General features: G+C 37.6%; 19 protein-coding genes. 6 read left to right on the top strand and 13 right to left on the bottom strand.

The genetic code is table 11. From position 1 onward, the window contains the following. The first annotated feature begins 40 nt into the window (after positions 1 to 40). The 5 genes from ACE1ET_RS14295 (at position 41) to ACE1ET_RS14275 (ending at position 5,023) form a co-directional block, all read left to right on the top strand. Positions 41 to 634, top strand: coding sequence for an ABC transporter ATP-binding protein (locus ACE1ET_RS14295; protein WP_375729100.1), 594 nt, complete (start codon positions 41 to 43; stop codon positions 632 to 634). Next, complete coding sequence (locus ACE1ET_RS14290) at positions 631 to 1,449, top strand: ABC transporter permease (protein WP_375729099.1); 819 nt, start codon at positions 631 to 633, stop codon at positions 1,447 to 1,449. Before ACE1ET_RS14295 ends, ACE1ET_RS14290 begins: the two co-directional genes overlap by 4 nt. 289 nt (positions 1,450 to 1,738) lie before the next feature. Next, complete coding sequence (locus ACE1ET_RS14285; RefSeq protein WP_375729098.1) at positions 1,739 to 3,232, top strand: leucine-rich repeat domain-containing protein; 1,494 nt, start codon at positions 1,739 to 1,741, stop codon at positions 3,230 to 3,232. 122 nt (positions 3,233 to 3,354) lie between these two features. After that, complete coding sequence (locus ACE1ET_RS14280) at positions 3,355 to 4,002, top strand: RDD family protein (RefSeq protein WP_375729097.1); 648 nt, start codon at positions 3,355 to 3,357, stop codon at positions 4,000 to 4,002. Positions 4,003 to 4,168: 166 nt separating this feature from the next. Beyond that, positions 4,169 to 5,023 carry a DUF4349 domain-containing protein gene (locus ACE1ET_RS14275; protein WP_375729096.1) on the top strand — a complete coding sequence of 285 codons (855 nt, stop codon included), beginning with the start codon at positions 4,169 to 4,171 and terminating at the stop codon, positions 5,021 to 5,023. A gap of 406 nt (positions 5,024 to 5,429) precedes the next feature. On the opposite strand, the gene nspC is transcribed toward ACE1ET_RS14275, so the two are convergent. The 6 genes from nspC to ACE1ET_RS14245 form a co-directional block, all read right to left on the bottom strand. After that, positions 5,430 to 6,569, bottom strand: coding sequence for a carboxynorspermidine decarboxylase (gene nspC, locus ACE1ET_RS14270; RefSeq protein WP_375729095.1), 1,140 nt, complete (start codon positions 6,567 to 6,569; stop codon positions 5,430 to 5,432). Positions 6,570 to 6,778: 209 nt separating this feature from the next. Then, positions 6,779 to 7,969, bottom strand: a complete 1,191-nt coding sequence (locus ACE1ET_RS14265; RefSeq protein WP_375729094.1) for a saccharopine dehydrogenase family protein — start codon at positions 7,967 to 7,969, stop codon at positions 6,779 to 6,781. A 215-nt stretch (positions 7,970 to 8,184) separates the two neighbouring features. Beyond that, positions 8,185 to 9,051 (bottom strand): glycine betaine ABC transporter substrate-binding protein, encoded by an 867-nt coding sequence (locus ACE1ET_RS14260; RefSeq protein ID WP_375729093.1) that lies wholly within the window; start codon positions 9,049 to 9,051, stop codon positions 8,185 to 8,187. A gap of 10 nt (positions 9,052 to 9,061) precedes the next feature. Next, positions 9,062 to 9,877, bottom strand: a complete 816-nt coding sequence (locus ACE1ET_RS14255; protein ID WP_375729092.1) for an ABC transporter permease — start codon at positions 9,875 to 9,877, stop codon at positions 9,062 to 9,064. Next, the gene (locus ACE1ET_RS14250) at positions 9,874 to 11,100 is read right to left on the bottom strand and encodes a quaternary amine ABC transporter ATP-binding protein (RefSeq protein WP_375729091.1); all 1,227 of its coding nucleotides are present in this window, start codon (positions 11,098 to 11,100) and stop codon (positions 9,874 to 9,876) included. Before ACE1ET_RS14250 ends, ACE1ET_RS14255 begins: the two co-directional genes overlap by 4 nt. Positions 11,101 to 11,109: 9 nt before the next feature. Beyond that, positions 11,110 to 12,342 carry a hypothetical protein gene (locus tag ACE1ET_RS14245; RefSeq protein WP_375729090.1) on the bottom strand — a complete coding sequence of 411 codons (1,233 nt, stop codon included), beginning with the start codon at positions 12,340 to 12,342 and terminating at the stop codon, positions 11,110 to 11,112. A gap of 368 nt (positions 12,343 to 12,710) precedes the next feature. On the opposite strand from ACE1ET_RS14245, the gene rocD reads away from it, so the two are divergent. Next, on the top strand, positions 12,711 to 13,919 hold the full coding sequence (gene rocD / locus ACE1ET_RS14240) for an ornithine--oxo-acid transaminase (protein WP_375729089.1): 1,209 nt from the start codon (positions 12,711 to 12,713) through the stop codon (positions 13,917 to 13,919). Positions 13,920 to 14,093: 174 nt separating this feature from the next. Here the strand turns inward: rocD and ACE1ET_RS14235 are convergent, their stop codons facing one another. From ACE1ET_RS14235 to ACE1ET_RS14205, 7 genes are all read right to left on the bottom strand, one after another. Then, positions 14,094 to 14,864, bottom strand: coding sequence for a hypothetical protein (locus ACE1ET_RS14235; protein WP_375729088.1), 771 nt, complete (start codon positions 14,862 to 14,864; stop codon positions 14,094 to 14,096). 80 nt (positions 14,865 to 14,944) lie between these two features. Then, entirely contained in the window at positions 14,945 to 15,346 is a 402-nt protein-coding gene (locus tag ACE1ET_RS14230) for a GFA family protein (RefSeq protein ID WP_375729087.1), read from the bottom strand. A 262-nt stretch (positions 15,347 to 15,608) separates the two neighbouring features. After that, the gene (locus tag ACE1ET_RS14225; protein WP_375729086.1) at positions 15,609 to 16,340 is read right to left on the bottom strand and encodes a CPBP family glutamic-type intramembrane protease; all 732 of its coding nucleotides are present in this window, start codon (positions 16,338 to 16,340) and stop codon (positions 15,609 to 15,611) included. Positions 16,341 to 16,631: 291 nt separating this feature from the next. Next, complete coding sequence (locus ACE1ET_RS14220; RefSeq protein ID WP_375729085.1) at positions 16,632 to 17,144, bottom strand: hypothetical protein; 513 nt, start codon at positions 17,142 to 17,144, stop codon at positions 16,632 to 16,634. Between the two features lie 2 nt (positions 17,145 to 17,146). Beyond that, positions 17,147 to 17,992 carry a DUF4296 domain-containing protein gene (locus ACE1ET_RS14215; protein WP_375729084.1) on the bottom strand — a complete coding sequence of 282 codons (846 nt, stop codon included), beginning with the start codon at positions 17,990 to 17,992 and terminating at the stop codon, positions 17,147 to 17,149. Continuing rightward, positions 17,992 to 18,546 carry a signal peptidase II gene (locus ACE1ET_RS14210; RefSeq protein ID WP_375729083.1) on the bottom strand — a complete coding sequence of 185 codons (555 nt, stop codon included), beginning with the start codon at positions 18,544 to 18,546 and terminating at the stop codon, positions 17,992 to 17,994. Before ACE1ET_RS14210 ends, ACE1ET_RS14215 begins: the two co-directional genes overlap by 1 nt. 73 nt (positions 18,547 to 18,619) lie before the next feature. Continuing rightward, complete coding sequence (locus ACE1ET_RS14205) at positions 18,620 to 18,994, bottom strand: TraR/DksA family transcriptional regulator (RefSeq protein ID WP_375729082.1); 375 nt, start codon at positions 18,992 to 18,994, stop codon at positions 18,620 to 18,622. Between the last annotated feature and the right edge of the window lie 30 nt (positions 18,995 to 19,024).

Genomic DNA, 19,024 nt, shown 5'->3' with positions numbered 1-19,024 from the left:
ATTACTATCTTTAGTTTAAATCATTCATTTGCGTCAATATATGATTGAATGCCAAAACATAAATGTGCAGTTTGATGGGAAACCAGTCTTAAAAGATCTGTCCTTTAAGGTTGGGAACGGGGAGCATCTGTGTTTTAGTGGCGTATCGGGCAAAGGGAAGTCAACATTGTTGAAACTTTTACAGGGATATGTTATTCCCGATTCAGGGAAAACCAATATTAACGATATCTCTCTGGAAGCATCCAATATTAAAACGATACGTAATCTGATAACCTGGATCCCCCAAAACGTAAATATGCCGGTTCAGAATGGCTTTGAGCTTGTTAAAATGATGGGGAAAGAGGAACGGCGCACCAGTATTTTAGATTTTATGGATCAGCTTGGCCTTGAGCCTGAAATGCTGGATAAAGATTTCAACAAAATAAGCATTGGACAAAAGCAACGCGTGGTGATTGCCGTTTGTCTTGCTTTGGATAAACCAATCATACTGATGGATGAACCTACAGCGGCATTGGATGAAACTTCCATTCAACAGTTGATTGATACCATAAACAAACTTAAAAACACAACAGTAGTATCAGCCTCTCACCATCCTTTATGGATCAAATCCGCAGATAAAACATTTGAGTTATGAAATCAGCGATGGACATTAATATATTTCGTTTAATGGCTGGATTTCTGATCCTGATTCTCCCCATTGCATTTCTGCTCTATTACCGGATTAAACTGGTAAAAAGCACCCTAATTGCAGCCTTACGAATGGTTATACAACTTTCACTGGTGGCTGTTTACCTGGAATGGGTTTTCGATAAAAACAGCGCCTGGTTAAATTCATTGTGGGTCTTTATCATGATATTTGTTGGCGTTTTCACGACCATTAAAAGAGCATCCCTGAACTGGAAGCGATTTGTTGTTCCCTTATTCATTTCAGCCTTGACATCATTGTTAATCATCGATACGTTTTTTTTGGGTTTTGTAATTAAACTGGATTACGTGTTTGATGCCCAGTATTTTATTCCTATAACCGGCATGGTGATTGGGAACGCTTTACGCCACAACATTGTCGGTTTAAGGACATATTTCAAAGAACTTTCCGAAAAAGCAGGTTTATACCAGTTTTTACTCACTAATACAGGAAGCATACAATTATCATTACGTCCTTTTGTTGCAGAAGCCGTAAAACAGGCGTTGAATCCATTGGTTGCTACCATGTCCGTAATTGGGCTTATATCTTTACCCGGTATGATGACAGGTCAGATTCTTGGCGGAAGTTCGCCTGCGGTAGCGATAAAATACCAGATCATGATTATGCTGGCTATTTTTACCGGCTGCTCCATCAACCTGTTTTTAAGCATTATGTTTTCAAAACGCTTTGTATTTGATGAATATAATAATCTGAAATCGGATGAAGTTTTTTCAAAACGTTCATCGAAAAATCATTCTGCGTAAATTAAAAATATTGTTACGTTAAGTATCAAGAAAGGTTATGACCCTTTTTTCCATTTGAGATAAATGGTTGATAATTTATAAAATCAGAAAAGCCAGTCATTATCTTAGATAAATACATCTGCCCTTCTCCATTTAAAGCTAATCGCATAAAATGGTTATGTCACCTTTTATGATATATGCTTAAATACATATATTATTTACATTGTATATAATTAACAAATTGTCTATATTTATATTTTAGAAATAAACCTTTAAAATGCCTATAAATACATTTCAAAAATCGAAAACTATGAAAAAAATATTCATTTTCCTCGGAATCTTCCTTTTATATAATACATTAACGCAAGGACAGACTACTTTTACTTTAAATAATATTAATTATGTTACCAAAAATGATTCTACTGTTACTGTAACAAAAGGGAGTAGCGGTATGTACGTTAACATCCCGTCTTCTGTATATTTTGAAAATAAAAAATACACTGTGACAGCCATAGGGGATAGTGCATTCTTAAAGAATGGAAGTATGCAGTCAATCTCACTACCAGAAACATTAAAATCAATTGGAGTAAAAGCGTTTTACGGATGTTCAGGTTTAAGTAGTATTATATTACCGGATTCTTTAACTTCTATATCTGATAGAGCATTTATGTCGTGTCGGGGATTAACTAATATAAACATTCCAAATTCTGTTCTCAAAATTGGCGAATTTGCATTCATATACTGTGATTTTCTTGAAAAAATTGAAATACCCATATCGGTATCTTCAATTGGATTGGGTGCATTTTATAGTTGCTATTCTCTGACTGCAGTTAATGTTGACCCCAACAATTTAAATTATTCGAGTAATGATGGTGTACTCTATAATAAGGATAAAACAATTTTATTAAAGTGCCCAGATTCAAAATCAGGAAATTTCGACATCCCATCATCAGTAAAAATAATTGAGGAATCTGCCTTTTATCAATGTGCTTTTCTAACAAATATTACAATACCCTCCTCTGTAACTGATATTAAAAATTTTTCATTTTCAAAATGTTTTGGTCTTGATAGTATATACATCCCAAGCAATGTAAGTTCAATCAGTTACCTTGCTTTTTCTACATTTAATGCTCCAATTCATGTTAGTATTGATAATAATTATTATTCTAGTTTAGATGGTGTATTGTATGATAAAGAGAAAACAACAATTATAAAATGCCCTGAATCAAAAACAGGACCAATAAGAATACCTCAAAGCGTGACAACAATTGGAAGTTTGGCAGTTCATAATTGTTTAAGATTAACTAGTATTAATATTCCTGAATCAGTTACAGAGATTGAATATAGGGCCTTTTTAGGATGTAGAAGTCTTGACACTATTTATGTGTATAATCCAGTTCCAATATTATTAAATCCAGATGATCTTATTTTCGGTTCAGTAGGAGAAATTGGTAATATCGATACAGCATGTATCTTGCTAGTTCCTCCCGGGAGTGCAGGATTATATCGATCTGCCGACGTATGGAAAGACTTTTATAGCATTAAGGAATTTGAAGTTATAGCATTAAATTCAATAGTCTCCAATGCTGCAATGTCAGTCAATCTAGAAAACAATAAAATAAGTGTGAAAAATCTTAAGAAATCCGCAACGTTAGCATTATACAATCTAAATGGCAAAGAAATCTTTAAAACCAGTATTTCACCTTTTGAATCAGTTACTCTTTCAAATAAATTATATGGAGTATATATTGTAAAAGTATTTACACAAGAATCAGATATGACTCAAAAAATCTTAATTCTGTAATTTTTTAAAAGTGAAATGAACAGTAAGGAAGTTATATTTTTTGAAACAATAATTGATATTCAATTACCAGAAAAAATATATGTGTAAGAGCCTAACTGACTATTAACCTAACATAATTAGCCATGACCAGAAAAGAACACTTAATGTTTTGCAAGATCTGTAAAAATCAGAAATTTGATCCAAAACAAGGAATCATCTGTGGTTTAACCGGCAAAAAAGCAGATTTTGATTTATCGTGCGCTTCATTTGATCCCGAGGAAAATCAGGCAATCGTTCAACCAACCATAAATGGTATTGATCCGGATATGGAAATGATGAAAGCTAACAATGGAATACGATTTGCTAATTATATGTTGGACACACTATTTATTTATGGCTTCAGTATGATTTTGGGAATTTTTTTGGGAATTATCTTTGGATTGTTTTCGCCATACGCTGATCTTCAGTCCGAAACGGGATTCAATCTACTGTTCTATTTACTCGGTATTATAGCAGTAGTAATGTATTATACATTTTTGGAGGCCACTACAGGCAGAACATTGGGAAAGTTTATAACTAAAACAAAAGTTGTCAACTATAAAGGCGAGACACCTTCATTTGGGGTTATTTTAAAACGAACACTATGCCGTCTTATCCCGTTTGAAGCATTTTCGTTTTTAGGATCAGATGAAACAGGATGGCATGATACGCTATCAAAAACACTTGTAGTAGATGTTAAAAGATATAACATGAAAAAACAGGAAATATTTGCAAACAATAATATTGAGTGAATAATTTTCTTCCCTGCATTCAACGAGGGGGCATTAATTGATCATTTGAAGCGATTAAGCGAGGCTTGAATAATCCACTACAAACAAATAGCAAAAATGCCTTATAAAACAATATTTACTGAGGCATTTAAGTTATTTATATAAACTGATAAAATCTGAATAAGCTATGAAAACTCTTATCCCATTAGTTTGCCTTTTGTTCTTTTTTAGCTCTTGTCATAAAATTATCAGCGTTGATGAGGCAATTGAACCTGCACTTGCAGAAAGAATGATTCCTGTAACCAGACAAGAACTTGTCAGCCCTCCTCCACCTCCCATGCCCAAATTAAAAACTACAGCGGTTATTAAACAAAAAATAATTAAAGACGGTAATCTGGGTATAAAGGTTACCAATCTGGAAAAATCCAAATTACGAATTGATAGTCTGACAAAAGAATTTAAAGGATATTATGCCACAGAAGAATTTAATAACCAGGAATGGGATTTATCTTACAAGCTTGAAATCAGGATTCCCTGTGATAATTTTGAGCATTTTATTTCAAAAGTTGAAACGGGTAAAAACAAAGTACTTTATAAAGAAATAAATGCCCGCGATGTTACTGATGATTTCATTGACCTTGAAGCAAGAATTTTAAACAAAAAGGCTTACCTGAATCGGTATAAAGATCTTCTCAAAAAGGCACAAAATGTAAAAGAGATACTGGATATTGAAGATAAGATAAGGGTAATAGAAGAAGAAATTGACAGTACAACCGGCCGCTTAAAGTATCTTGGAGATCAGGTGGAATACAGTACACTTGATTTAATGATTGCCGAGGAAACAGAGTATAAATATGAACCAGCTAAAAGAGCACAATTCACCGAAAGTTTAAAACAGTCTCTGGTAAAAGGATGGTATGGATTTGTAGACTTGATTCTTTTTATGTTTAAAATATGGCCATTCTGGATTGTTACTACGGTTTTGTTTCTGGGCTGGAGGAGACTCCGAAAAGACAGAAAAAAACGTAAGGACAATATTTAATAAAGCCCGTAAAATACAGCTATCAAAAAAGTAAGAACATATTATACGCCTTGTTTTAAACAAGGCTCATCAGCATATATTTGTGACTCACCCCAGTCTATAGTATTTCACCATCAAATTTTAGATAACCCTCTCTCTCATTTCGCTTCACTACATGACAAAGAGGGACTGAATAGACCAGCAAATATGATTCAAGTGCATCCCAACGAAAATCACTTTTCCGATCGCCCTCCATGGAACCGATTGAAGATCTGATTTAGGGAGGGCAGCTAATGCGAAACCTGCAAGTTTCTAAAAAGCTGGGGTGGGTCAAATAACCAGCCTTCTAAAAATATAAGTTAACCGACCACTCGTTACAAACGAATGACGGTAAACATATGCCAAGTATTGCCAGCGCGAGACAGAACTATGATAATCGTGATTTAAAATCCTGGTAGTTGAAAGTCCGGATCAGTTCAAAGTTTTCGTCATTGTGAATAATGCCAATGGATGGATGTGGTACACCGTTAAACATGGTTGTTTTTACCATGGTGTAATGAATCATATCTTCAAAAATCAGGGTATCCCCTATCATTAATGGTTTATCAAATGACCAGTCGCCCATGAAATCGCCGGCAAGGCAGCTGTTTCCTCCTATTCTGTAGGTTGGTTTGCCTTTTACCGGTTCATGATACGCACCGCGAATTTTGGGTTTGTAGGGCATTTCCAGGCAATCCGGCATATGGCAGGTAAAAGAGGCATCAATTATGGCGGTTTTTATACCTTTATTTTGAACGATATCCTCAACTGTGGTTTTCAAAAAACCGGTTTCCCAGGCAAAAGCACTACCCGGTTCCATAATAACTTTCAAACCTGTACGGGCTTTAAAATCCTTCAGGGTTTCTATCAGGTGATTGGTATCATAATCCTTATGAGACACCAGATGTCCTCCACCCATATTGATCCATTTGATCCGGCCAAACAAATGACCGAATCTCATCTCCAACGCATTCAACGTGTTTTTAAGATCAAATGAATTGGATTCACAAAGCGCATGAAAATGAAGACCTTCAATTCCATCAGGTAAACCATCCTTTAACTGATCTGCTGTAACACCAAGTCGGGAACCAGGAGAACAGGGATTATAAAGCGCTGTTTCCACCTCAGAGTATTCTGGGTTTACACGCAGCCCACAGGATATTTTGTGATCAGCAGAGTTAATCTTTGGCATAAAACGTTTAACCTGTTCCACAGAATTAAATGTGATGTGACTGCTGTATTCCAGGATTTTATCAATATCCTTTTCTGAATAAACCGGAGAGTAGGTGTGTGCCAACGATTTCATCTCCTCAAAGCAGAGCTGCGCTTCAAACACGGAACTGGCTGTAGCTCCTTTTACATATTCCCTGACAATTGGAAAAGCGCTCCACATAGAAAAAGCCTTGAATGCCAGGATAAATTCCACATCTGCAGCTTTGGAAATGTCCGCAATCAATTGCAGGTTTTTCCTGAATCTGGTTTCTTCAAGTACAAAACACGGTGAAGGAATGGAAGAATAGTCAGTCATAATAAATGATACAAGAAAATGGTTAGATGCACTTTAAGTCAATTTCTACCGGTTAAAAAATCCTCCGTCCCGATTTCTCGGGACACCTCCTTTCGAGCAAAGGAGGATGTAAAATGTTCAATTGACTTCGAGTTATATTTTTTAAAAGAGATGTCCCGACAACAATCGGGACAAGGACTCTTTTATAACGTTTTTTAATCAATGAATTATTAAAGTTCTAAGTCAACATCGTGCAACTCATGCCAGGGCAGTCCCTGCTTATTGAGTTGATCCATAAACGGATCGGGATCAAATTCTTCTACATTGAAAACGCCCGGCTTTTTCCATTTTCCCTGTAGGAACATCATGGCTCCAATCATCGCAGGCACACCTGTTGTATAGCTTACACCCTGCGCACCGGTTTCCTCGTAAGCTGCCTGGTGACTACAGTTGTTATACACATAATATGTTTTTTCTTTTCCGTCTTTCAGTCCTTTAATACGGCAACCAATTGATGTTTCACCGGTATAGTTTTCTCCCAGTTCACCCGGATCAGGAAGAACCGCTTTTAAAAACTCCAGAGGAACAATATCTATACCTTTAAATTTGATCGGCTCGATACCGGCCATGCCAATATTCTGGATCACACGTAAATGTGTCAGGTATTCCTGTCCGAAAGTCATCCAGAAACGTGCCTGCTTAATGGTAGGAAAATTTTTTACCAACGACTCCAGTTCTTCATGGTAAATGAGGTAAGATTCCTTAGGTCCGATATTTGGATAGTTTACCGGTTGGTGGATCTCATGAGGTTCTGTCAATACCCACTTTCCGTCTTTCCAGTATTTACCTTTCTGGGTTACCTCCCGGATATTAATCTCAGGATTGAAATTGGTAGCAAATGCCTTACCATGATCACCTGCATTACAATCCACAATATCGAGATATTCAATGGAATCAAAATGATGTTTAGCTGCATATGCCGTAAAAATGCTGGTTACGCCCGGATCAAAGCCACAGCCCAGAATTGCGGTCAGGCCTTTCTCCTTAAATTTATCCTGATAAGCCCATTGCCATGAATACTCAAATTTTGCTTCATCCTTGGGTTCATAGTTGGCTGTATCGAGGTAGTTTACACCTGCTTCAAGACATGCATCCATAATTGGAAGATCCTGGTATGGCAAAGCCACATTAATGACCAGATCCGGTTTAAAATTATTCATCAGGTTTACCAGTTCGCCTACATTATCAGCGTCTACCTGAGCAGTTTTAAATGTACCACCGCATGCCTCGTTAATAGCATCACATTTAGAAACGGTTCGTGAAGCGAGCATTACCTCCGTAAATACTTCAGGATTCTGAGCAACCTTGTGAGCCACTACAGTTCCTACTCCACCTGCACCAATAATTAATACTTTACCCATTTTTAAATTTAAGATGTTGTTTTTGTGATTATTACACCAATTTACCTGTAAGTTAATTTACAAGTGCAAATATTAAAAATAAAAATTTACTTTTTCCACCCCATTTCTCAGTTTTTTAGAGATAAAAAGGCATTTACCAATACACAGCTGTCTTTATATGATTCAAAAAACAGGTATATCCGTAAATGCCCTAATATGGAAAATTTCAATTTCTCTTAGTTAGCCTTAAACCAACCATCCACAAGTTCTTTGTGGTCGTGGTACCAGGCTTTGGCAGCTTCTACCTCTTTGCCGGGATTCTCTTCCATGGCAACCATTAAAGTACCGAGATTTGCATCGTTCATTTTAAAGTTGCTAAAGAACGTAGCCAGCTCAGGATGTTTAGCAGACCATCCTTTTGTTGCATAAATAGAAATGGTCTCAGCCTGTCCGTAAACACCTTTAGGATCATCCAGAAACTTAAGATCCCACTTAGCAAATTTTGTGTGAGGTTTCCAACCTGTAACGGCAATCCATTCCTTTTTATCGTACGCCTTTTTCAATGATGCCAGCATACCGGCTTCGGATGAAGCGACAAGTTCAAAGTCAAGATTATAATCTTTAATTGCTTTCTCTGTGGTTTTCATGATACCAGCTCCGGGATTAATACCGATAATCTGACCATTGAATTTGCCTTTGTTCGCATTTAATTCGTCTATAGAACTAATGGTAACATATGTAGGTACAACAAGTCCTACTTTACCTTCTTTATAAATGGTTCCTACTTTTTCCAGTTTATCTCCAAATTTCTCCATGTATGGTTTATGAGTTGCCGGCAGCCATACCTCCATAAACAGGTCTGCATCACCTTTTGCAACAGCAGCAAAAACAGGTGCCACATCTGCATTGACCACTTCTACCTCGTACCCTTTCTCCTCAAGTACTGCTTCTGCCAGGTACGTGTCTGCAATGCATTCAATCCAGTTTACCATGGCAATTTTAACTTCTCCTTTTGATTCGCTCGCGGAATCCTTCTTCTTGTTTCCGCAAGAAAACAGCATCAACGACGCTGCAAAAACACTGATAATCTTTAAACTTTTCATACTTTTCTATTTATTTCTGTTTTCCAAAATTTTGCGTTATCCTGTCTAATATAATTGCTAATAGTACGACGGCCAGACCACTTTCGAAACCAAGCCCTATCCTGAGCTGACTGATTCCCTGAAGTACGATTTCACCCAATCCCTTGGCACCGATCATACTTGCTATCACCACCATGGATAATGCCATCATTATGGTTTGATTCACGCCTGCAAGAATCGTTGGCATGGCCAGTGGCAGTTGAACCTTGAACATAAGTTGACGAGGTGTCGCACCAAATGCCCGTGTAGCCTCTACAATATCTCCCGGAACCTGCTTAATACCGAGCGAGGTTAATCTTACAACCGGAGGCATGGCGAAAATAATGGTCGCAAATGCTCCGGGTACAGTTCCCAGACCAAAAAACAAGACCGCAGGAATTAAATATACAAAGGCTGGCATGGTCTGCATAAAGTCCAGAACGGGTCGTATTATACTGTTTGCCGTATTGCTTTTAGCACTCCAGATACCAAGAGGTATACCGATAACCAATGCAACTATGGCAGATGCCAGAACCAGCGAGAATGTTTCCATGGTCTCATCCCAGAATCCCATATAGTAAATAAGCAGGAACCCAAGCAATGTTAATGCACCTGTTCCCTTGTTTACTTTCCAGAATGCATATCCTGAAAATACGAGTATGGTTACCCAGAAAGGTACCCATAACCAGAACGATTCAATACCGCTGATGATAGACGACATTCCGGTGTTTATTCCATCAAACAAACCCGAAAAGTTATCTGTCATCCAGTTTATTATCTTTTCTATGTAGTCACCTATATGAATCATAAGTCAATTGCGTTTTGAATGATTTCCTGTATTTCCTTCTTATCTTTACCTGTAACTTCCACAAGGATCGATGTATGCGTTACGACCCCCAGCAAATGATTTTCCTCATCAACCACGGGTATGGAGTGAACCGATTCAGTTACCAATGGCAACATATCCTCTACTGTTGCATCCTCATTAACAGAAGGGACATCGGCATTTACTACAGATTCAATAGATTTTTTCCCTTCTTTTTTACATTTCAAAGCATCCTGAATTGTAACGACCCCAACGAAAGTTCGGTTTGTTCTTACTACAGGAATAGAATCCAGACCTTTGTCCCGCATCTTTTTTATGACAACTTCTGGTCCGTCCCTGTGCATACTGGCGATTGTAGGTTTTCGGAACATAACAGAACCAGCCGTAATAATTTTACCACGGTCCACGTTTTCCACAAAATCACGGACATAATCGTTAGCCGGATCTGTAAGAATCTCTTCAGATGTACCAACCTGAACAATCTCTCCATCTTTCATAATCGCAATCCTGTCTCCTATTTTTATAGCCTCGTCAAGATCGTGTGTAATAAAGATGATGGTCTTTTTCATCTTTTCCTGAAGGATCAACAATTCATCCTGCATTTGCGCCCTTATGAGAGGATCCAGTGCAGAAAAAGCCTCATCCATCAGCAATACCTCAGGATCGTTCGCTAAACCTCTGGCCAGTCCAACGCGTTGCTGCATACCTCCTGAAAGTTCACTAACCTTCATATCTTCATAGCCTTCCAGACCAACAAGCTTTATCGTATCCAGTGCCTTTTTGTTTCTTGTATCTTTATCCACGCCCTGTAATTCAAGGCCAAAGGCCACGTTACTCATTACCGTTCTGTGCGGCAAAAGTCCAAAGTGCTGAAACACCATTGCAAACTCCTTTCTGCGTATTTCAAGAAGTTCCTTATCTGACGACCGGGTGATGTTATTGTCATTGACCCATATATCACCAGCGGTGGGATTGATAAGCCGGTTAATGCAACGCAGTAATGTTGATTTACCACTTCCGGACAATCCCATGATCACAAATACCTCTGCCTCCTTTATTTCAAGGTTAGCATTTTTTACTGCCATCGTGCAGTTGGTTTTTTCAAGGATTTCCTGCTTTGAAGCACCTTGCTTCAACAAGCTCAATGCTTCTTTTTTTCGTTTTCCGAAAATCAAAGACAGATCCTCTATTTTAACTTTTATCATGTTAACAGATTAAAAATAATATCCAATATTTATGTTGAACCTAAGTTCCCAGTCAAGCTGATCCATAGGTACAGGTGTTCCCTGCATAGTCGGATCACTGGAATAATATTTTGACGCCTGATCGTCGCTGTATGTCTGCCCTTCTCCAAATCCGGTTCCGAAGGTTGGGGTCAGCCATGGTTGATTTTTACCTAAAGCGAAATCAACGTAAGTGTAAATATTTCCTGCTGTAATTAAAAAGCCGGGAATCAGATGCTGTGCATCCGTAAAGTTTTTATTTGCCTTATCCACATATGTGTAATCCACATAAGCCTGAATATTGCTTACAGGACCTAACTTAACAGGAATTGAATAAGCCAGACCTGCTACGTACATATTTGCTTTTGTTGCCACCTGATAAGGAAAACCGTATGCGCCCATGGTCACCGTTTCCAATTCAGAACCATCATCAGCAAATGCATTGTAGTTATAAGAGACTAACTCTCCCTTGAAATTAAAACCAGCTGCATTGGCCACTATATGAGCAGCAAAAGCTGTTGACATTTTTCGCTTGTTTAAAACGCTGTTATATATGCCACCGGTCTGTCCCGAAACACCAATCTCCAATCCATCGCAAAGATGGTAAGCGGCTCTCAGGTTAAACTGATCCAGTTCACGGTTTGATGATCCTTCCGAGGGTACCAGATCGTACGAATATCGCCCTGCACCGGAGTTTCCAAAGGTGACATCACCACCATATACAGGCCCTTCCGGTTCTGACTGACGAAAGTACGCCACAGCAAGATCCAGATTTTCGATGCTTGAAATATCAAACTTCAGCCCCATATCGTAATCGTCTTCGAGGCCAACATAGTATGGCGCCTGAAACCACCATGAATGCGAAGCATAAGTGGTGATACCAAAGGGAACCTGAGATACACCCAATTTCACATAGACGTCGTCGGATAAGCCATATCCGAGCCAACCCTGTTTCATAAAATGTGTACCAAACGTAGGATAAAAACGGTATTCAAAATTCAGGTCTACACCCGCTGTACGTGCTTTAACATTTAATCTCCACGTATCAAGAGTTGCTTCAGGCTGTGTCTGATTCGACACCCAGCTTTTACTAAAAATATTAAACCGTAATGCCCCACCGAATTTCACATAATTCTCTTTCTCATCCTGCGCTCTGGCGGAATTGAGCGCCGAAAACACAACTAAAAAAATAAATAAATAAGTTCTACTTGTAGACTTTTGCATAATGTATATTAAATTAAAAATGAATTGATCCGGATTAATTCGGTCAAATGAATGTAAATAAGAGAATAACCTTCAGGCTAAAACCTTTATTCACAACTAAAAATAAGAACCAGGATGTCCATCTGCCAGCGAATGCAGCAGCATGATTTTTACGGTATTTTGTTTTTCAGCTAACCCGATAACACAAAATCTTTTGTCGAAATGCAAAGGTAGTGATACTTATGGCTAAAAGCAAAGTTCACTGTGACTAATCCTGTATTGTGTATTTCGCCAATATTTTGAAATAATCCCAGTAGATATTTTGATTATGATTATTGTCATTTAGTATTTTGAGGTAAAGTGATAATTTGACCGGAAAATCATTTACTATGAATACAAAATATTATATTGATCGCGAAGATACATACGGTGCACACAACTATCATCCCCTGCCTGTGGTACTGGAACGCGGAGAGGGCGTATTTGTCTGGGATGTTGAAGGAAAGCGTTATTTCGACTTTTTGTCAGCATATTCTGCTGTTAACCAGGGACATTGCCATCCATCAATTGTTAATGCACTTGTGGAGCAGTCCAAAAAACTCGCACTGACATCCAGGGCCTTTTACAACAATGTTCTGGGAGAATTTGAGGAATACGTGACCAAACTCTTTGGATACGATAAAGTGCTTCCCATGAATTCGGGAGCTGAAGCCGACGAAACAGCCCTTAAGCTTTGCCGTAAATGGGCATATAACGTTAAGCAGATTCCAGAAAACGAAGCCGTAATAGTGGTATGCGAAGGGAACTTCCACGGCCGTACCATCACCATTATTTCCATGTCAACGGATCCGGATTCCTACAAAGGATTCGGACCCTATACACCAGGATTCAAGGTAGTTAAATACAATGATATTAACGCACTTAAAGAAGCATTATCACAACCTAATGTAGCTGGCTTTTTGGTTGAACCTATTCAGGGTGAAGCAGGTGTGTATGTACCGGACGATGGCTATTTGAAAACTGCCTACGAAATGTGTAAAGCCAACAATGTGTTGTTCATTGCTGACGAGGTTCAGACTGGTTTGGCACGAACCGGAAAAATGCTGGCGTGTGATCACGAAGGCGTTCGTCCGGATATCCTCATTCTGGGAAAAGCGCTTTCAGGAGGTACTTATCCGGTATCGTGTGTCCTTGCCGATGATGACATCATGCTGACAATCAAACCCGGCGAACATGGGTCAACTTACGGAGGAAACCCGGTAGCCGCCAAGGTTGCTATAGCTGCCCTTGAGGTCATTCAGAACGAAAAGCTGGCTGAAAATGCGGAAGTACTTGGAGCGTATTTCAGGGAAGAATTGAGAAAAATTGATTCTCCGTTTATTGAACTGGTTCGCGGTAAAGGTCTGCTGAATGCTATTGTGATCAAGCCAACTAATGGTAAGACAGCCTGGGATGTTTGTTTGGCACTTAAAGAAAACGGGCTGATAGCAAAACCGACGCATGAACATATCATCCGGTTTGCACCACCGCTGGTTATTACAAAAGATCAGCTTGACGAAGCCATAACCATCATAAAAAATACAATACAGCAATTGTGATATTTTAACGAACGGCTGTCCGGATAAGATGTGTAAAGTAGCGGATATGCATTTTTATTCGGACAACTGTTTTTTAAAATAAGACGTAAGATATAAGATCCAAGACTTAAGACATAATTAGTGATCTGATAAATTTTGAGTTATCAGATGAGTCATATCTATTACCTAGTGAATTTACTTTTTTATCCGTTTAACCTCAAAATATTCAATATTTGAAGCGTTTTTTACTTCCTCTTCATGTTCTTTATTCCATTCAGCTCTTCCTGACTGATTAAATCCTTTCTGTATAATTAAGATGTCTTCATCTTTAAATAAACTGTCGATATTTGAATTTAAGAAGTTTCCATAATCATTTGGATTGGCAATGGTAATATTCTTTTTCTGACCTTCAAACCTGAAAATCCTGTTAGCATTAAACAACTGTTTCAGATCCGGTTTACCCTTATTAATTCCTATTCCTTTATCATCAATTTTTATTTCTCCTGCCTGGTCATCTGCCAAATACTTATATACAATAAAAAAATCTCCTGTGTAATCTTCGGGTAAAATAATAACTTCCTGATCTGGTTTCGGGATGGGCTCCATAGGATGTTGATTCTTTCTGGCAATGAAAACTTCATCAATCATATTCTCATCAACATAACTTTTATAATTACATCCAATGCATTGATTTTTACTCAGTCGTTGCAGTATTAGTTTTACAGGAACATCTCCGGAAGAGGATGTTATACTATATTCATTTGGGGCTAACTTAACTGCTTCAAAATCCATATTATCCATGACTCTTGTCCCAATTATATCCCAGTTCAATTTTTTGTTTTCGGAAAAAGTTACGGTACTAACCCCGTTTTCTTTGTTGAGATCCCATGTCCCTACATAAAAATCGTCTTTATTACTACAGGATAACAGGATAAATAAAAAAGGAATTAAAAGTATTGGTTTCATATTAGTTATAATTAAATAAATGAATAAACGCATCTGGCCTGTTTTTAATGTAAGCCAACTTTAGTCTTATAATTTCTAAATTATTCAGGAAACCGGTCAAATTTATTTATTTTTTCCAGCGACTCATCCCAGCTTGCTTTATTTGAGACAAAAATATGTGCATCAGGCCGTTTTTCCAGTTTAGTATCTAAACATCCTGCCGGAACGACTAACAATTTACCATCCATTTGTAAATTGGGTAATGCTGATCCACAATTTGTACAAAAGGCTTTCACATGATTGCTTTTGGGAGGTTGAAATGTTTTGATTTTGGTTTCCGTTTTTATCCATTCCAGTTTTGCGGTTGACGAAAATAAATTTGCGGCATGAGCAGAGCCGGTATCTTTCCTGCAATATCTGCAATGGCACAAATAAAAACTCTCAAAATCACCAATAACTTTAAACTTAATTCCTTTGCACAAACACGATCCCAGGTATTCCATTTAATAAACCACATTTTAAAATTACGAATTTAGTAGAAATCCTTTCCTCTGCATTAAAACTAAACTTCTTGTTTTTTCTAATTAACACACTTTAATCTTTCCTTTAGTTAAGTTCAGGATCGGTCAATATTTTGAACAACAGCGAGCGATATACTTTCTGTAAGATAGGACTGAAAGACGTTGGTAATACACAGTGAACGACAAAATAATGACCAAAAAAACAAGTTACAAAACTTAGTGTTTAGTTATTATGTTCCCATATTTAAACAAAACTACGAATAATGAAGATTAAGGTATTATTTAATATGTGTGCAATAATTCCATAAATCATTCCATAATTGACTCTAATAAATCCATAAAAACTACCACTAATAAGTTGTGGAAGAACAATGAAAGGGGCGAGAAGTAAGTTGTAAATATTTATTTCATAATTCATAATATGTACTAGACCAAAAACCAGAACAGAAAAGTAAAATATCCATTTAAAATTATTATCCCAATATTTTTTTATTCTACAGGCATACTTATTGAGTAAAAAGTATGCTATGACCCCTAATGAAAATGATACGGACACACGAATCAAGAAATCATTATTTATGTCTGTAATATATGTTTTAAAAATACCAAAAGTTGTATAATAATAAGATATCACTGTGATGGAGAGAGCTAGAAAAACTGGTCTGAATTCAAGGTATAACCTAAATGCTGTTTCTTCAATTAATGGCAATATAATAGCGATTACAAGGAAAAAAAATGTTGGAGAATATAAATTTTCAAGCTGTGAAATCCCTAGGTTTTTAGGTCTTAAAGCAAGACTAATACTAACAGCTACTATTACTAATAAAAAATTTTGAGTAAAGAGGATAACTGTATTAATCAACTTTTCATATCCTTTTAAATTACAATCTTCCCTTTGTATGGGGTTTAAAATAAAATGAATAAATGTTACGAAAATTAAGTAGTAATATCTTGGATCTATAAGTTTTTGTTTCATATGGTTTTCAGGCTCTTCTGTTTGTCTATACAATGAACACTAGGTTTATATATCCCCACAATTAAAGATATGTCTGCATTAGTTTATCTTAAAAGTCAGATTTTACATCAACAGAATCTTCTTGTCATGCAGGGCCGGTTTAATTTTAGCGGATTAAATGTAAGTATTTCAGGAGAATATTCCTAATATTACTCATTCGATGAACTTCAGATAGTCGGATAAGTAACGGTACTAAAATCCCCCGCCAATCGTATACGATTGGCACCCCCTTTTGAAAAAGGGAGACGATAATTACAGTAACAAATTACGCTCTATCGGGATAATTTTGGAATGTGCAGAGATCGCATAAGTTTCTGGATCAAGACCACGAAGATTCACAATTCTGATTCGGTTACCAGGCCTGATCGAATAATCTTCACCGTTTTGCCGGGCAGCACTCACAGAGATCTTGTTCCAGAATTCAAGAAAATCTTTCCCATAAAGTTTATATTCTGACTGAAGCTGCTGTAGTATATGTAGTAGCTTTGTGTATCCTAAACCGGATGCATCAATCACCTCAAATTCGTTTGGATCCATATTCTCATGAAGAATTTCCTTCAGCTTAACAGCATCAAAAGGCTGGTTGTATATTTCAGGTACAATCATTCCACTGTAGAACTGCGTTCTGGCACTTTCTGCATGTTTTAAATGTGTTGGTTCAACAGCCGTAATAATCTTATCCGGCATATACCTGATAATGCCTTTTTTAATAACTTCCTGTCCAGTAAATATTTTATGCGAAAGAATTCTGTGTTCCAGATACATGGCTACTGTTTTATGAACTTTTCCGGGAGCTGAAGAGCGGGATCATCCGGATCAGCTAATTCATAAAGCCTTATATTGTTCAAAATGGCATTCTTTCTGACTAAGGTCGAATCCTGATCCAGAAACATGATATTCAGTTTATGCAGAGGAAGAGAATCAGACGTATGCAGGTACAGATTGCAGGACACCAGTGAATCCCTGAACAGAAAGCAGGTATCCGACAAAATGGAATCACCCGTAACAGAATCTGTCAGATATTCTACCTGAAAAACAGTTCGCGGATTTAATGACGAATCATTTGGAAAAAGTCTGATATCCGCTTTTAGAACAAAGCCCTTATGTGGAACAGAATCCAGATAAACCTTATCATAATCACCTTTCCAACTGGTAACTTCGTCCACCACCACCTTACGGTCACCCCACCAGAATTCCTTCAGAACAGAATCGCGCAGTACAGAATCTTCAGGATAATCCTTCATGAGATTCATGGTTTTATAAAGATAGCTCCTATCAAATTGCCCGGCCTTCACCCTGGTTTCACGTATCATTAACTCCTGAATGACCTTATCGTACAACACCTCGTACTTACGTGTATGCAGCGCATAATAATGCATGGTTGAATCGAACCTTGCCCGTTCAATACCCTTAGCTTCTATAACGCGTTCAATAGCCTTACTACGGTCCTGGCTGGTCATGAACTGGCGCACGTTGGTATTCGTTATGCCCTCGGCATAATGGATATCAGAAAGAATCTCAACCAATTCATCCTGCGGAATGATATACGTATTTTTTTTACATCCGGGAATAAGAATCAACAGCAACAATATGTGCAGAAATACACGGCTCATTACAGCTTATTTTCCTTAAAGAAACGCCGTTGAAAAATTAACATGTATCCAATACCTATTGTTATAGAAGAGTCCGCCACATTAAATATGGGCGCGAAGAATTCAAAATATTTGCCGCCAAAAAATGGAATCCATTTCGGCCAGAAGAAGTGGAAAAGGTTAAAATGAAACATATCAACTACTCTGCCGTGTAAAATCGGCGCATAGCCAAAAATTACACCATAGAATACGCTGTCAATAATATTCCCCAGAGCACCGGCAAGAATCAATGAAAAGCCTACAATAATTCCGGTCTTCACATCTTTGCGAACCATTTTTACCAGGAAAACTGCGATGACTATGCTCGCGATCAACCGGAAAATAGTAAGAAAATACTTGCCTCCTTTCCCCGGCAGTTCAATGCCGAACGCCATACCGTTATTTTCGGTATAATCGATAAATGGTAAGGTATGAATCCAGGAAAGCGGTTGGGTCTTAACAACAATTTTAATAATCTGGTCGAACACCAGGATAAGCAAAATGAGAGAAATTGAAATCCACCCTTTTTTTGACATTGTTTCTTTTTTACAAAAAATGAAGGGTCATAGCGACCCTCCAAATATCAATTAATACTATTTCATTGTGTATTTACTGTCCCTGTTTGGCTTCGATAGACAGCGTAGCATGCGGAACAGCACGTAATCTTTCTTTTGGAATCAGCTTGCCGGTTACACGGCAAATTCCATATGTTTTATTTTCTATTCTGACCAATGCAGCTTCAAGATGCTGAATGAATTTTAACTGGCGCTGTGCGAGTCTTCCGGACTCTTCCTTACTTAATACAGCCGCACCTTCTTCAAGCACCTTAAACGTTGGAGAGGTATCCTGGGTATCATTATCATCACTGTGAGTAATGTTGGCCTTTAAAAGATCATAATCTCTTTTAGCTTTCTCCAGTTTTTCAAGGATAATTTGCTTAAATTCAGCAAGTTCCTCGTCCGAGTATCTAGTTTTTTCAGCCATAAGATTAAATTTTCACCAAAGTATAATTTA

The sequence above is a fragment of the Quyinboa mangrovi genome, assembly GCF_042219825.1.
Classification (GTDB): domain Bacteria; phylum Bacteroidota; class Bacteroidia; order Bacteroidales; family UBA5342; genus JBHJHP01.
Note: the sequence above shows the minus strand (reverse complement) of the source record. Positions and strands in the feature narration are given on the sequence as shown.

What these genes read in the sequence shown, in the direction of transcription:
- ACE1ET_RS14295 (WP_375729100.1), top strand. Translation starts at nt 41, where the DNA reads ATGATTGAATGCCAAAACATAAATGTGCAGTTTGATGGGAAACCAGTC.
- ACE1ET_RS14290 (WP_375729099.1), top strand. Translation starts at nt 631, where the DNA reads ATGAAATCAGCGATGGACATTAATATATTTCGTTTAATGGCTGGATTT.
- ACE1ET_RS14285 (WP_375729098.1), top strand. Translation starts at nt 1,739, where the DNA reads ATGAAAAAAATATTCATTTTCCTCGGAATCTTCCTTTTATATAATACA.
- ACE1ET_RS14280 (WP_375729097.1), top strand. Translation starts at nt 3,355, where the DNA reads ATGACCAGAAAAGAACACTTAATGTTTTGCAAGATCTGTAAAAATCAG.
- ACE1ET_RS14275 (WP_375729096.1), top strand. Translation starts at nt 4,169, where the DNA reads ATGAAAACTCTTATCCCATTAGTTTGCCTTTTGTTCTTTTTTAGCTCT.
- nspC (WP_375729095.1), bottom strand. Translation starts at nt 6,569, where the DNA reads ATGACTGACTATTCTTCCATTCCTTCACCGTGTTTTGTACTTGAAGAA.
- ACE1ET_RS14265 (WP_375729094.1), bottom strand. Translation starts at nt 7,969, where the DNA reads ATGGGTAAAGTATTAATTATTGGTGCAGGTGGAGTAGGAACTGTAGTG.
- ACE1ET_RS14260 (WP_375729093.1), bottom strand. Translation starts at nt 9,051, where the DNA reads ATGAAAAGTTTAAAGATTATCAGTGTTTTTGCAGCGTCGTTGATGCTG.
- ACE1ET_RS14255 (WP_375729092.1), bottom strand. Translation starts at nt 9,877, where the DNA reads ATGATTCATATAGGTGACTACATAGAAAAGATAATAAACTGGATGACA.
- ACE1ET_RS14250 (WP_375729091.1), bottom strand. Translation starts at nt 11,100, where the DNA reads ATGATAAAAGTTAAAATAGAGGATCTGTCTTTGATTTTCGGAAAACGA.
- ACE1ET_RS14245 (WP_375729090.1), bottom strand. Translation starts at nt 12,342, where the DNA reads ATGCAAAAGTCTACAAGTAGAACTTATTTATTTATTTTTTTAGTTGTG.
- rocD (WP_375729089.1), top strand. Translation starts at nt 12,711, where the DNA reads ATGAATACAAAATATTATATTGATCGCGAAGATACATACGGTGCACAC.
- ACE1ET_RS14235 (WP_375729088.1), bottom strand. Translation starts at nt 14,864, where the DNA reads ATGAAACCAATACTTTTAATTCCTTTTTTATTTATCCTGTTATCCTGT.
- ACE1ET_RS14230 (WP_375729087.1), bottom strand. Translation starts at nt 15,346, where the DNA reads ATGGAATACCTGGGATCGTGTTTGTGCAAAGGAATTAAGTTTAAAGTT.
- ACE1ET_RS14225 (WP_375729086.1), bottom strand. Translation starts at nt 16,340, where the DNA reads ATGAAACAAAAACTTATAGATCCAAGATATTACTACTTAATTTTCGTA.
- ACE1ET_RS14220 (WP_375729085.1), bottom strand. Translation starts at nt 17,144, where the DNA reads ATGTATCTGGAACACAGAATTCTTTCGCATAAAATATTTACTGGACAG.
- ACE1ET_RS14215 (WP_375729084.1), bottom strand. Translation starts at nt 17,992, where the DNA reads ATGAGCCGTGTATTTCTGCACATATTGTTGCTGTTGATTCTTATTCCC.
- ACE1ET_RS14210 (WP_375729083.1), bottom strand. Translation starts at nt 18,546, where the DNA reads ATGTCAAAAAAAGGGTGGATTTCAATTTCTCTCATTTTGCTTATCCTG.
- ACE1ET_RS14205 (WP_375729082.1), bottom strand. Translation starts at nt 18,994, where the DNA reads ATGGCTGAAAAAACTAGATACTCGGACGAGGAACTTGCTGAATTTAAG.